The organism is Geminicoccus roseus DSM 18922 (genome assembly GCF_000427665.1).
Taxonomy (GTDB): Bacteria; Pseudomonadota; Alphaproteobacteria; order Geminicoccales; family Geminicoccaceae; genus Geminicoccus; species Geminicoccus roseus.
In genome coordinates, this window is sequence record NZ_KE386572.1 from 1,235,617 (window position 1) to 1,248,938 (window position 13,322).

Annotated in this window: 16 protein-coding genes; 1 reads left to right on the forward strand and 15 read right to left on the reverse strand. The window is 64.2% G+C overall.

Features of this window, described 5'->3' with window-relative positions; all coding sequences use genetic code 11:
• Nucleotides 1-25 precede the first annotated feature (25 nt).
• The gene (locus GEMRO_RS0106925) at nt 26-229 is read right to left on the reverse strand and encodes a hypothetical protein (protein WP_027133418.1); all 204 of its coding nucleotides are present in this window, start codon (nt 227-229) and stop codon (nt 26-28) included.
• Between the two features lie 172 nt (nt 230-401).
• Between GEMRO_RS0106925 and GEMRO_RS35185 the strand changes: the two genes are divergently transcribed.
• Nucleotides 402-2,330, forward strand: a complete 1,929-nt coding sequence (locus GEMRO_RS35185; protein ID WP_407645422.1) for a calcium-binding protein — start codon at nt 402-404, stop codon at nt 2,328-2,330.
• Here the strand turns inward: GEMRO_RS35185 and GEMRO_RS28130 are convergent.
• From GEMRO_RS28130 to GEMRO_RS0107010, 14 genes are all read right to left on the reverse strand, one after another.
• Entirely contained in the window at nt 2,327-5,764 is a 3,438-nt protein-coding gene (locus GEMRO_RS28130; RefSeq protein ID WP_035484880.1) for a LamG-like jellyroll fold domain-containing protein, read from the reverse strand. The two genes, GEMRO_RS35185 and GEMRO_RS28130, sit on opposite strands and share 4 nt — an antisense overlap.
• Nucleotides 5,761-5,961: a hypothetical protein gene (locus tag GEMRO_RS34115; RefSeq protein ID WP_027133421.1), complete on the reverse strand. Its 201-nt coding sequence runs from the start codon at nt 5,959-5,961 to the stop codon at nt 5,761-5,763. Before GEMRO_RS34115 ends, GEMRO_RS28130 begins: the two co-directional genes overlap by 4 nt.
• 73 nt (nt 5,962-6,034) lie before the next feature.
• A complete protein-coding gene (locus GEMRO_RS0106955) occupies nt 6,035-6,466 on the reverse strand; it encodes a hypothetical protein (RefSeq protein ID WP_027133422.1) in 432 nt (143 codons plus the stop codon).
• A 14-nt stretch (nt 6,467-6,480) separates the two neighbouring features.
• Nucleotides 6,481-6,807 (reverse strand): hypothetical protein, encoded by a 327-nt coding sequence (locus GEMRO_RS0106960; protein ID WP_157505491.1) that lies wholly within the window; start codon nt 6,805-6,807, stop codon nt 6,481-6,483.
• Nucleotides 6,808-6,926: 119 nt separating this feature from the next.
• Entirely contained in the window at nt 6,927-7,376 is a 450-nt protein-coding gene (locus GEMRO_RS34625) for a hypothetical protein (protein ID WP_035484883.1), read from the reverse strand.
• Nucleotides 7,377-7,446: 70 nt separating this feature from the next.
• Nucleotides 7,447-7,908, reverse strand: coding sequence for a DUF1441 family protein (locus GEMRO_RS0106970; protein ID WP_157505493.1), 462 nt, complete (start codon nt 7,906-7,908; stop codon nt 7,447-7,449).
• A gap of 162 nt (nt 7,909-8,070) precedes the next feature.
• The gene (locus tag GEMRO_RS0106975; protein WP_027133425.1) at nt 8,071-8,418 is read right to left on the reverse strand and encodes a hypothetical protein; all 348 of its coding nucleotides are present in this window, start codon (nt 8,416-8,418) and stop codon (nt 8,071-8,073) included.
• 2 nt (nt 8,419-8,420) lie between these two features.
• Entirely contained in the window at nt 8,421-9,098 is a 678-nt protein-coding gene (locus tag GEMRO_RS0106980; protein WP_027133426.1) for a hypothetical protein, read from the reverse strand.
• Nucleotides 9,095-9,328: a hypothetical protein gene (locus tag GEMRO_RS0106985; protein ID WP_027133427.1), complete on the reverse strand. Its 234-nt coding sequence runs from the start codon at nt 9,326-9,328 to the stop codon at nt 9,095-9,097. Before GEMRO_RS0106985 ends, GEMRO_RS0106980 begins: the two co-directional genes overlap by 4 nt.
• Nucleotides 9,325-9,552, reverse strand: coding sequence for a hypothetical protein (locus tag GEMRO_RS0106990; RefSeq protein ID WP_157505494.1), 228 nt, complete (start codon nt 9,550-9,552; stop codon nt 9,325-9,327). The genes GEMRO_RS0106985 and GEMRO_RS0106990 overlap by 4 nt, the downstream gene beginning before the upstream one ends.
• A 196-nt stretch (nt 9,553-9,748) precedes the next feature.
• Entirely contained in the window at nt 9,749-10,132 is a 384-nt protein-coding gene (locus GEMRO_RS0106995) for a TubC N-terminal docking domain-related protein (RefSeq protein ID WP_027133429.1), read from the reverse strand.
• Nucleotides 10,132-12,765 carry a hypothetical protein gene (locus GEMRO_RS0107000; RefSeq protein ID WP_027133430.1) on the reverse strand — a complete coding sequence of 878 codons (2,634 nt, stop codon included), beginning with the start codon at nt 12,763-12,765 and terminating at the stop codon, nt 10,132-10,134. The genes GEMRO_RS0106995 and GEMRO_RS0107000 overlap by 1 nt, the downstream gene beginning before the upstream one ends.
• A complete protein-coding gene (locus GEMRO_RS0107005; RefSeq protein ID WP_027133431.1) occupies nt 12,765-13,046 on the reverse strand; it encodes a hypothetical protein in 282 nt (93 codons plus the stop codon). The genes GEMRO_RS0107000 and GEMRO_RS0107005 overlap by 1 nt, the downstream gene beginning before the upstream one ends.
• Before the next feature lie 2 nt (nt 13,047-13,048).
• Nucleotides 13,049-13,291, reverse strand: coding sequence for a hypothetical protein (locus GEMRO_RS0107010; protein ID WP_051328782.1), 243 nt, complete (start codon nt 13,289-13,291; stop codon nt 13,049-13,051).
• Between the last annotated feature and the right edge of the window lie 31 nt (nt 13,292-13,322).

The following is a 13,322-nucleotide window of genomic DNA, read 5'->3' on the forward strand; positions in this document are numbered from 1 at the left end:
CATAGCGTGAGTGGCCGACGCTTGTTCAAAGCCAGCCGGCGGGGCACAGCGCAAGTTGATTCACACCCAACAGTTCACGCCGCTCCATCGCAGCCGCAGGCGTCAACGCGTCACCCTCGCGCAATCCATCCTCGCCGTGCTCCAGCCAGAACTCCCGGCGCAGCAAGATCAACTCGTCCAGACCCGACCGCAGCCGCCGCATGGCGACGTCCTTGTCCACCAGCGTCACGCCGCCTGATCGGACTGAGGCTGAAGGCTGCGGAAGGTACTTCAGACGACGGTAGCTGTTCCTCGCCCTGTGCCACTTTCGTACATACCGATTGCCGCAAGCCGACCGGCCTCATAGGGTCCAACCGCAGGCCCTCAGCCCTATAATGACAAACACGGGGCATATCATGGCAATGTTGACCGGAACGGTCGTAGCAGAGCGCATCGTCAGCTCACAGGAGAACGATATAGTTTCAGCCGGTCGCGGAAACGACATTGTTCTCGGTCAGGCTGGCCACGACCGTCTCTTCGGCGAACAGGGCGACGACTTCCTCTACGGTCAAGGAGGCGACGACCGGATCGAGGGTGGGATAGGTCGAGATACGCTGTTCGGCGGCGCCGGCAACGACACGATCTTCGGGAACGAGTCTCCGGACCAGCTCGTCGGCGGTGCCGGTGATGATCATCTTCTTGGCGGCCAAGGTGACGACGTCCTGCGTGGCAACATCGGCGACGACATCCTGCGCGGCAATGAGGGTGACGACATCCTTCACGGTGGCGCAGGGAACGACGCACTGTTCGGTTCCACAGGCGCCGACAGACTGGTAGGCGCCGAGGGGGATGACCGGTACTTTGTCGGTCGAGGTCAGGGCATCGAGACTATCGTCGATCATGCTGGCGCCATTGATATGATCGAGTTTGAGGCCGGCATTACGTTTGACGATCTGACGATCCGCACTAGCGGCAACGATGTCGTCATCAGCCACGAGTCAAAGCTGACGGTGGAGATCGTTAACCAGAAGACGTGGGGCGGTATCGAGCATTTGAGCTTTGCCGACAACACCAGCGTCTACACCTGGAACGGGACGATGTTCGAAGGAGGAAGCCTCCCGCCTTCACCTCCCGTATCACCGCCAATCTTGCCTCCACCGCCACCTCCACCGGTGACGCCACCTCTGTCACCGCCGCCTCCGTCTCCGCCCCCGCCGCCGCCGCTGCCTCCAGTGACACCACCTGAGCCGCCGGTTTCACCTCCTCCACCGCCACCTCCACCGGTGTCTCCTCCACCTCAGCCATCACCGCCTCCTCCACCGCCGGCAGGACCAACGGCTGGTGCCGATGAACTCACCGGCACGAACGGCAGCGATGTGATCGATGGGCAAGGCGGCAACGACAAGATCAATGGAGGTGACGGAATTGATGCCCTTTCTGGCGGACTCGGTGACGACATCCTTCATGGCCAAGGAGGCGACGATATCCTTCGAGGCCAAGCGGGGAACGACACCCTCGATGGCGGGGCTGGTAATGATCTTCTTTATGGCGGAGCGGGCATCGACACGTTCATCGGCGGCACCGAATCGGACACCGTCTCTTTCGTAGAAGAGATGCATGGGGTCTACGTGAGCCTGAATGCGGCCGACCAGTTCGCCGTCCGCACTGATGGAGGGCACCAGCCAAACTACGACTACCCGGTCGAGAGGATGTCCGGGATCGAGCGTGTCAGGGGCACTGAGCATGACGACGCACTGATCGGGGTGGACAATACCGAGACCGACATCACCACGACGCCTATCTCGCTGTTCGGCCTGGGCGGAGACGACTTCATCCGTGGTGGACAGATGGGAGACGACCTGCAAGGCAACGACGGCAACGACGAGATCCGGGGTTACTGGGGCAACGACGCCATCCAGGGCAACGCGGGCGATGACATCCTCTATGGCGAGGCCGGAGATGATAGCCTGCTCGGCGGGGCCGGTGCCGACCGGTTCATCTTCGCTCTGGAAGTCCATTTCGAGTTCGACACGAGAGGTGTCGACACCATCCGCGACTTCACCAAAGGCACGGACAAGCTCGACCTTGGCATCATGGTCTATGAGGACGATAACAGCACGCCCGGGTACTTCCTGGACGGTGCCGATCTGTTCAACCTGCTAGACAGCAACCAGGATGGACTGATCACCGGCGCCGATCAGTTCTCCAGCGGGCAGGCGGATCTGGTCATCGACCTGTCTGCCGCCGCAGAGGGGCGGGTCGATCCCTCGCACCAGTTCGCCAACGACCTGCAAGGCTTCCAAGTCCGGTTGCTCGGCGTCGACTCCCTGCGCCCGATCGATGTGATCTAGCGCCCACCCATCTTGAAGTTCGCCAGATACAGATCGTTTTCCTGCGTCGGGTGATTGTATGCCTCGGCAAGGTTGCCGCCGAAGAAATGATTCACACCGCAGCCCTGGATCTTCCAGTTCTCTGTGCCAACCACGTTCAGCCCTGTCATGTTGACGAACATGTTCCCATTCAGCCAGAGGCGCAGGATTCCGTTGTCGTCGGAAACCCCCTTCGTCACGGTGTTCAGCTTCAGATAGGCTTTGATGGTGTTCCAGGCGTCGCGGTTCATGGGAGGGGAGTAAGGCGTATCGCCTCCAAATTGGATGCTGGAGGGCTTGCCCTTGATGTAGAGGTACCCCTTGTAAGCCGTCTTGGTGCCTTTGCTGCCGCTCACATGATTGCACTGCGCTCGGATTGAGAAGTCGTTGATGTTGTCGGCGCTGGCGCCGCCGGATGCAGGGGACACATCGTCCACAGTCTGCCCGTTCCAGGGGCCACCCCAGAACAGCCAGAACAGCTTGAACACAGCCCCAAGCTTGTCGGGGTTCTTGCTCGCGCTGTCGACATAGTTGTTGAAGTCCTTTGGCACCCATAGGTCAAACTGGGTGAAAGCCTCATCCTTGCCGCCGTTGCCCTTGTACTTCACGCCGATCTGGCTGGCCCGCCAGTTTTTGGCATCGCTGTCCTTGCCGGTCGTGACCCGGTCGTGCAGGCGGTAGCATGGCGTCACTCCATCTGGAGCAAGCACGATGCTGGTCTGCTTGATCGTGTTCGATTGATGGCCATCGAAGACACCGGTCGATCCGGCGCCTGCCCAGTTCGCGCGGATGTAATCGACGATCGCAGGGTTGTTGTTGTACTTGCCGACATCGCTCGACAATGGAGTATGTTCCCACAGCACGGGCATCAGGTCGGGCGTGCTGTTGGCGCTGACGTTGATGGTGCCGGTGGAGGCAGCAGTCTCTTCGACCGTGATCATCCCGGTCTTGGTAAGTTCGCTCGATCCCGCTGAATTGGTCGCCGTCAGCTTGACGTGCTTCTTGCCCGGCTGCTGGTAAGTGAAGCTCGGATGCTGCAGCGTCGACGTATTGCCGCCACCGAAATCCCACAGCCAGGAAGTCGGTGCGTTCAGGGATTCGTCAGTGTACTGCACCTTCAACGGCGGTTTGCCGGAGAGGGGATTGGCCGAGAAAGCCGCCACGGGCGGCTGCACGGCCGCCAGCGGTGTGACCGTGATCGAGACGCTTGCCTGAACGCTGCCACCACTCTCGGACCTGGCGGTGACTACAAAGCTGTCGGTGCCGACATAGCCGGCATCGGGCGTGTAACGGACCGATCCACTCTCGATCCTGGTCGTGCCGTGATCAGGATCGCTGACTGCTGCGAGGATCAGTGCCTTACCGGCTGCGTCGGTCGCACCGCCCAACACGTTGAGCAGGGTATCGCTGTCCTGCACCACCTCGGCCGAGATGGGCGCGAGCGCGAGCGAACCGAGTTGTATGGTGACCGAGAGAGGCGTCGATGGGGCGAGCGGGTGCTTGCTGGCGACTTGTACCCGGAATTCGATCGTGCCCGCAGTTACCGTCGTCAAATCCAAGGAGATCCGGTGCTCGTCGGCGATCGCGGCTGCGAAGATGGGGTCGATCTCCAATGCGGTGATCTGCCAGCCCCAGTTCGATGGGTCTTTCACGCCCGGCGACAGGTCGATGGTCGCCACTGCTCCGGTCAGCGCCGTGGTGGTCACGGGCGTCACCACCGGCGCAAAGGTCTGGGCCAGCCATTGCTCGGCACGTTCCTTTTCAGCGGCGTTCAGGATCGCGGTGCTGGCTAGCATGCCGAGCATGCGGAGGTTGCCACCGGGTTGCACGACGCCGTCCAGGAGCCCGGCACCGGTGACGAGTGGCCCTTCTGTAGGATTGGCCGAACCGCTCCAAGCGGTGACGGCAGGCGGGCCACCATTGAGTGAGACGCGGATCTCTTGGGCGTCGCGGTCGAACTCAGCCGCGATCAGCTGCACGCGCGCGACCTGGCCGGTCAGGGCAGCCGAATAGGCAGTGTCGCCTGAGGACAGCCAGGCGCGGATGTCGATCGCTGCCGGTGCCGAAGGCGCCGCCGGCGGAATGCTGAGCAGCAGGCCCGCCCGCCCATCGCTGACGGAGAAGTTCGCGCGCGCCGTCTCGCTGGCGCCGGAGACGACGAGCTTACTGGCCGCGATCGTCGCGAGGTCGGTGGTGATCGAGGCGTCGGAGGTAGTCTCGTAGCCCTCCAGTACCGCGCCTTCCCAGACCAGCCCCACCGGCGCTCCGTCGCGGCCCTGCATGCTGCTCATGAACAGGCAGAGCGCACCCGGCTCGGTATCGACCTCGAGTTCGACGAAGTTGCCGTCACCCTCGCTCGCAAAGGGGGTGAATGTGTAGGCCGTGCCGTCGGCGGCGGTCGCCCAGAGCTGGATAGAGCCGGACCACAGATCCTTATCGCACTCGGCTCGCGGCACGCCGGTGTTGCTCGCCAGGTCGTCCATGTCGACGACCCACGCCGTGATGTTCGCCGCCTTCTCCGGCCCGTCGTAGATGTCCGGGTTGATCCGCGTCATCGCGGTGCCGGCGAACTTCACCGCGTCCAGCGCCGTGGCATCGGCAAAGGGCTGCAGCGACACCATGGCATAGAGTCGCCCGCCCGGGATGTCCGGGATCGTCTGGGCATCCCATTCCAGGAAGCTTTCGCGCGTGGCGGCGTAGCGCTTGCCGAGCAAGCCCGAGGTCCAGACCTTACTGACCGGTGTGCCACCGGCGGCAGGTGCCGGATCCGACACTGGCGGATCGAAGGTGCCGACGGCAGCACCGGTCACTGCCATCTTTAGGCCGGAGCCCATCAGCCCAGTCTCGGGATCATCCGTGCCGTTGATGACCCAGACCTCGACTAGGTCGGTGGAGAAGTCCTGCGGATGCGTGCCCTTGCTGAGCAGCGTGATCTCGCTGTCCGTCAGAACCCGCTTCCACACCGCCACATAGCCGATGTCGCCCAAAAACCCGCTAGTTGGCGTGCTATCCCGCAGCGCCCCGATGGCAGTCCTGTTGGGCGTCGCGGGCGTGCAGGCGGTGGCGTTCGTGCCGGCGTTGGTGAAGTCGCCGTTCAGCACGCACTTGCGGCTGGTCGACGAGGCGAACACTGCAGCGACATGCTGCGGCGCCTCGGCTGCGACGAGGTTGCCAGTGGGCGCCAGCGGCCAAGCCGACGGGGAGCGCGCCTCGGCCCGCACCTTGCCGGCTGACACAAGGCTGACCGCGAACCAGTCGCTCGCGCTGGATCGGTCGCCCAGGTAGAACAGCGTGCCGTTGCGCGCAGCATTGCTGGTGCGGAACCACACGCTCACGCTGAACGGCGGCGCCAGGACAACCGCCTGGTCGGATGACAGGAATGAGCCGTTGGCGGAGCCCGTGAAGCTGCGGCTCACGGGGCAGCCTTATCCTGAGTGGGCTCGGCCGCCGGTTCCGGTAGGGCCTGCACCACCAGGTAGACCACCTTCGCCGGAGCATCGCTCTGGACGAGGCAGCCACAGTCGGGACCGGTCCCGCAGCGCACCTGATCCGGGCGCAGCCCGGGGATTTCGGGCTTGGGTGGGGAGTGATCGGCAAGAACGGCATCGAACATGAATTGGGACTCCTGCTGACTTCAGCAGGTTTCACAGCGGCCATTTGCAATGCAAAGCGACGATTGCTGCAAACTATCCGGAGCGGATGATGGCCTGAATCTGGCGGATGCCATCAGGGAAGCTCGGGTAAATCTTGAACGCGATCCACAAATGCTCGTGCACGGTGCCGCGGATGCTGTCGGGACAGCTGATCTGGTTCTGGTGGTGCCGCCAGCTGCTGGCGCGGTAGCGGCGGGCGACGGTCAGGAGGGCCACGCCCTTGGCGCGCACGCTTCGTTCCTCAAGCTGTAAGGCCGCCTGACGGATGCAGTCGTCACGCCGCTGCCGGGCAGCAAGACGGAGCTGCTTGGCGACGGTCTTGCTGCGAAGGCCCAACACGAAATCGATGGTGGCGGCCACCAGCGGTGCGGAGGCTGGATCCAGCGTCGCTCCGACCCGGAGCTGGTCGCGTGCCTGGACGAGCGTCAGGAAGGTCTGGTCATCCGTGCCGCTGGGTCGAGGCATGGGCAGTTCCCGCTTCAGGCCTGAACGAGTACGAGCGCGGCGAACCGCTCGGCATAGACTTGCAGACGGGCACGGCAGAGCGGGTGGCGCAGGTCGGCGATGACGTGCTGCCGGATGTCCGTGATCAGCGCGGCGATGAGCCGGTCCACTGCCACGCTCGCCAGTTCCGGGCGGCGTGGCAGGGTGGGCAGAAGGTCCACGATCTTGGCGAGGCTGGCGCTGGCGGCCGGGCAGGCGGTGGCCTCGGCACGCAGCTGCCAGTCGGCAAGGAACTGTGCGGTGGCTAAGTGGATGGCTTCGCGTGCGACCAGCGCGGCGGCGAGGCTGGGCAATGGGAACATTGAGATCTCCAGGTTCAGGATGAGAGATGCCGTGGCGCCGGGCTCTTGGCGCATGCGGGATGGCAATGTGGTGGGGTGACGTGCGGAGTCAGGCGGGTATCTGACGTGATGGCACAGGCTCAGCCCGAGGAAGTCGTCTCTTCGTCGAGGTCGTCTTCATCACTAGCCACCTCCGTGTTCGCCAGCTCCTCCAGAGCTTCACGGATGCGGTCGCTCAAGATGATCCGGGTGGCCTCTACGTTCAGGCCGCTCAACTCATCAGCGAGGCTGGTCGGCATCGCCATCATCAGCGAACGGAAGCGGACGATGGCGGCTTCCCAGCCGGCAACAACGTCCTCAGCCGGCAGTAGCTCGCCGCGGCGTAGTGCGAGTTCCAGTTCAGCCTTGTCGGCTTGCGCCTTTGTAAGGCGGGTTCTCTCTGCATTTAGATCGGCGGCGGGCGCGCGGTCGTCCTCGATCTTCAGGATCGGTCGAACTGCATCGACCAGAAGGTAGACCGGCGCGCCATGCTCGTTCTTTCCAGCTGGCTCGACGCGTGCAAGCCGGCGGGCAACCGTGCGGTGGTTCATCGCGAGTTCCGACGCCAAAGCACTGACGGTCCATCGCTGGGCTACTACAGCCATCGCAGGTCCTTTCTCATCACCCAAGCACTGGGCGCTGCAGCTGCTGGCAGATGTCCGCGATCTCTCGGACCAGCTTCCGCTCGATGGCGTGCTGGTCGAGGCCCACCAGTTGTGCCGACATCCTTGCTGGCATCTGCGTGAGCGTGTCACGAGCGGTGCGGGCCAACTCGTAGACCTTTGCCCGGACATCACCGACCTCGACCAGATCTCTTCGGCGCTCGGCCAGTTCCAGTTCGCGCTGATCTGCCTGCACCCGGGCAAGACGAGCCCGTTCATGGTTCAGATCGGGACCAGTTTTGGCCTTGTCCTCCAGTCCCAGCAGGAACGGCAGCACGTCTGCCAACAAGTACACGGAGCCGCCGTGCTCACCCGATCCAATCGATGGAGCCTTCGCGAGACGTCTGGCAACTGTCCGGTGATTAAGTCGAAGTTCGACCGCCAGACCATTCACTGTCCAGCGCTGTGCAACCATTGCCATGGCAGCTGCCCCTTAAAGAAGAAGATCGGTTGGGAGCAAGACCACATTCCTCATGACTGTATACTCCTAGGAAGTTCTGTAGCTAGCGAAGGCACACGCCGCGTGGACCCGCATATACACTTTTGAAAGCCAGGACCCGCGCATTCCTAGCTAGGACCACGGTCAGTGCCGCAGGGGCGGCGGTGCCGGCTCGTGGAACGTGGCCAGCAGCCGGGCAACCATGTGGTCGCCAAGCCGGACGCGGTCCCGGATGCCGAGGCATTCCGAGCCTGCTGCCATCTCTGCAGCGGCTCGCGCCGCAACCAGGGCGGCCAGTTGCAGATCAGGGGCGCCGCCCACCGCACGAAGTGCCGCCGCCTCCAGCGCCATCAACCGGGTCAGGAGGTCAGCGTCGAGAGGGTCAGCAAGCCGCAGGGCGAGGGCAATCTCGCCAACAGCGTCGTCGGCTCTCGCCTGGCCCTCCTTGAGAAGTTCGGGCGGCAGGGTCGGTGCGGCAGGGCGGCGTCGCATGATCAGGCCTCGTGGTCAGCCGCGTGGGCGAGGCGATGCGCGATCGTGCCCGCGTGCTGGAACACGGTAGGCATCGGCGCATCCTTGACCGCGCCCCGCACACTCGCGGTACGCATCGGCTTGCCTGGCCCAAGGTCATCCAGGTGCAGATACTGGTGCACCTGCGTGTTGACGTGGCTGCCGTGGACAGCCGCCTCGGCCTGAGCGATCGGACCGAGTTCGTTCACAATGATCGCAGCGATCCGGTCGAACACGGCGGTGCCGGCTTCCTGCAGGGCGAGCCGTGCCTCGGCCTGGCCTGCCTGGATCGCCTGCAGGATCGCGGGCCGCTCGGCCAGTTCGCGGGACAGCCGCAGCTTCAGGCCGCGTTCGGCGCCTGCGGCGGCCTCCTTGTCGGCACGGGCGGCAGTGACGCGCTTGGTAAAGTTGGCGATCTGCTTCTCGATGCTGCCCGGATCCTGTTCCGGCTGTTCGCCCATCTGGATAGCGGCGAGGGCCAAGTCACGAGCGGCGGACAGGGTGTCCCGCTCGATCTCGGCCTGTGCCAGTTCCGAGCTGGCACGCTCTGCACGCTCGCTGGCGGTGGCCAGGGCCGACCGGGTGCGGGCGATGCGGGCTTCGAGTTCCTCGCCGGCCGTGACGGCGCTGGCGAGGCTGGAAGGAAGAGAGAGCTTGGTCATCGGTAGTCCATGACTTTCAGGTAGCTGCTCGGGGAGGTGGTGATGCGTCGACGGCGCCGGGGCGAGCCGCGGACAGGCGGCAAGGAGACTGGCCGCGCCAGTGCGGTTAGCATCCGGTGCGCCTGGCGCTGGTCGGTCCCGGCGGCGGTCAGGAACGCCATGCCGATCGAGAACGCCGCCAAGGCCAGGAAATGCAGCGGGGTTGGCTGGCTGGGTGGCTGACGGATCACCGCTCGCCCTCCCGCTGGCGGTAGTGCCTGGGGGTGTCGCCGAACGGATCCATCATCGGATCGAGCCGGGCTTCCAGCCGATCGAGCTGAGCCAAGGAGCGATGCAGCGAGCGGCGCAGATGCCAGACGGTCTCCAGCGCATCGTCGACATCACCAAGCGTCAACGAGAAGGCGAGCCGGCGGCCCATCAGCCGAGCGGCAACCAAACGTCGTTCTAGTCGCATGTGACGATCTCCAGGGTCCGGGGCTGCCCATCCGGCGACCGCTCCATGCGGAAGCGGCGCGGCTCTGGCACAGGCGTTGGTGCGGGCATTGGTGTTTGGGTGATCGCCGGTAGTGGGTGCCGAACTGATGGGCGGACTTCGACCTTCACTTCGAGCCAGCGGCGGTCGTGGGTGCGCACGGCAATGCGGCGGTGCCTCATCGGCTGAACTCCCGCTCGATTGCGTCCAGCTCGCCACGCACCACCACCTCGGCCGGATCAGCTGTGAGGGTGGAACTCAGGCCGCGCTTGGCGGCACGCTCGATCCGGTCGATATCAAAGTCAGTGCGACACTCGCCATGCAGCGAGGTGCCATCCGCAAGGGAGACGGCTGGGGTTCCGCGCCGTGCCATCGGCAAGCCACACCAACGGCAGGTGGAGCCATCGAGCAGTCTCAGCAGATCGGGCTTGAGCTGTCGGATAGACTCGACAGTCACAGCATCGAGAGCGCCGGCAGGTGCCTTGAAGGACAGTTCGGCACCGCGAGCACGCAGCTCGATGCCATTGGCCGTGAGCCTGCGGAGGAGATCGAGGGGGGCCATCAGATCACCCCCTCGACATACTCGGCCCGCGGGTTATGCGACTTTCGCGGGTTCCGTTCCGCCCATTCTATGTAATTGTCATGCGTGTCTGTACGTGTGTCATCTGACTGACACTTCGCGTAAGGGGACGGTGGCGAACTCGCGAAAGTCGCGAAACCCGCAAGTTCATCGGCGGTGACCACCCGCCAGAGGAGCCCGGTACGCCGCCCTTCCCCCTTTTCGAAGCGACGACCGTCCTCGATCCGCCCCTCGTGCCTGGCAACGAACCAACCGAGCTTGCGGAGGTTGATGCCGTCACGGTCTCCAGCAGCCACATGCATGGCGTCGCGCAGGGCGTCCGGTGCCTGCTTGATCGCCGCGGCAAGCGTCATCTCATCGGACCCGAAGGCGTCGTACCAAGCGCCAGTGAGCTGGCTGAGCTTTTCCCGGACTGGATCACGCGCCTCAGCTGCGGCTCGGGTGAGGCAGGGGTCTGCCATCCCGAGCCAGACGAGCGGGAAGCGGCACCATTGCTGCCATGCCTCGAAGCGCCCGAAGGTCGGCAGTTCCTGTTTCGGCGACCCAGCGGCCAGATAGGCGCGGATGATCGTCAGCGCCGCAACCGCCAGCTCTCCCCGTCGCGCCGGAACTTCCTGGTGAAGATCGACCTGGAATGTACGCTCCTCGGGTCGCTCGACCTGCGGATCGATACGGCAGATAAGAACACGGGTCGTGAGGTCACCGGCAATCGTGATGTTGTTCCCGGTCGCGGCCCAGGTGGTGCAGGTGGGCACCGTGATCGTCTTGGTCTGGCCAAGCAGGCGGTCGCGGAAGATCGGCTCCGTCAGCACCGAGCAGAGAGTATCCGATCCGAGCGGGCGTTCGACGTTGTCGATCAACGCAAGAGCATCGCCCTCCATCAGGATGGCGAGAACACGCTTCCGCTCGCTTTCCGTGTCATCGGCCTGGCTCATCATCGCCGGTGCGCGGCCGCTCGCGATGTAGCTGGCAACGGTCGCCAGCAGTGATTTGCCGCTCCCCATCTTCGGCGCGGTCAGGATCGACATGGGCGCCGCTCGCAAAGAGCGACGGACCAGGGCCGTCAGAATCATAGAGACCGCGACGGACCGATCCGCTTCGCTTGCGAACGGGAAGCCAGCTAGAATGCCCGTGAGGACCGCCAATGCCGCCTGTGCCTCATCCCTGCTCGGCTGCTGCGGTACCTCCGGGAACGCCGTATTGCCGACATCCAGGTAGAGCCCGGTGGCACGGTCGTAGCCCGGCTGATCCAGGACCGAACCATCTGGACGCAACGTCGGAGCCTCAATGATGCCGAGGAGTGGCGGGATCGACGGCCACGCTCCCACCGCAGCCAGCAGGGCTTCGGCAACCTCTTTCGGGCAGTCGGCCGGGTGCCACTCCTGCGAGCGCTTGTCGAACCGCTTGAACAGGATCCGATTATTAAGGAGCAGCCGCATAGTTGGGACGTCGTACGGCACGATGCCGAGCGAACCCTGCGAGCGGCGGATGCCGTCAGACGAAGGATCCAAGCGTCGAGCTACCCGGACCAGCTGAGAACCACGCTGGTGAACGTCACCATCCACGCCCGCGATGCGCTCACAACGCTCCACGGTCTTGTGCAGCCATCCGCCAGCCAGACGCTCCTCTGGACGCTCGTCGTCCCGCGCCTCACCCACAGGGGCCGATCGCAGGGCATCCATGATGCGCCCGATGCGCCGGGCGGCAGCATCCTGTCGGAGCTTTCCACTACCGATCTGGCCGTGCCGGTAAAGCCTGAGCGTGACGGCGATCTCGGGAAACGGCACCCCCTGCTGATATAGCCAGACGGCGAGCGAGAAGTCCTTTCCGCTGGCGCTCTCATCGCCCCCGGGTCCGAGCTTCACCCCTGTTTCCCAAGCCCGCGCGAACTCCGGCTCTGTCTTGAGCAGATCGGTCACACGTTGCGGTAGATCGGAGGCAAAAATCTCCGCCCTGTCCGAGAAGGCGCCCGCGGCCCTGGTCTTGCGCCCCTCCTTTCGGTTCGTGCGCTTCTTCGCCTCCATCGCGGCGACCAATTCATCGACCGGGGCCGTGACATCGCGCAGTTCTAGTGGCGTACCCGCCAAAGGCAGGCCGGTCAGCGCGAAGAAGCGTTTCGTACAATACAGGCCGATCTCAGGTGTCTCATGCCCGTGACCACCAGCGCCCTCCGGGATCGGTTCATCCGCGAGGGTAATCTCCTTACCACTGACCGGTGGCTTGCCCTGGTAGATGCCGTAGGCTTTGACGCCGGTGCCGGATGGGGACACTTCCGTGTAGGTTGCAAGCCGGTCCAGCCACTGCCTTGCCCAGGGCATGATCTCGCCCGTAGTCGGGGACCGGCACAGGTCGAAGTCACAGCCGATCAGGAACGTGCCGTTGTTCAGATCGCCGAGGAACACGGTAAGGCCGTCGAATCGGCCATGCCGAAGCCCAAGTTCGGCATTGGGGAGCGTATCCCACGTCGAGGGATCGTTTGATTTCGCCCGGCCATTCCGACCGAGGGGCATCCGCGGCACCTTGGTCTTGCGGCCGTCAATCGTTTCCGCACGCCAGACCCCGAAGCGGCTACCGTGGCGGCTGAAGAGATCGCGCAGGATCGCACGGCCATCCATTAGCACCGCTCCCTGATCGGCTGGTTTTCGTCGACCCACCGGAAGCGGTCGAGGTTGAGGCGCTGCTCCTCGACCACCGCAATCAGGCGCGGAAAGGGGAGCTTCGATGCGTGGGTAGAACGCAGCCGCAGTTCGATCGCCGCCTGACGCAGAAGTTCACGGGCTCGTCCGCGAGAGGTGTCTTTGTTCTTCGGCTTGGGCGCGCTATACTTTGCAGCGTCCTCGCTCGCCCGGTTGGCCTCGTCCCCACGTCGGCCGCCGGGCACCTCCTCGCTCCTCATCGTTAGGCGGCCAAGCCGGTCTTGCCGACAAAACGAGGCAGCGCCTGAATGAGGGTCTTGAGGCTGTCGTAATCGACCAGCGTTTTTGAGCCGGCCTTCACGAAGACCAGGTCACCGCGGGCGTTCGCCCGATAGAGCGACGTTCGGCTGTATCCGCTGATACGCTCCGCTTCCGGGATAGATACAGCGAGCGGCTTCAGAACGCTTTCGCTTGGCCCCGAGCCAACACGATGAAAGTGATGCATCTGTCCGGTCCTTTGCCGTGAGACGGCGAGG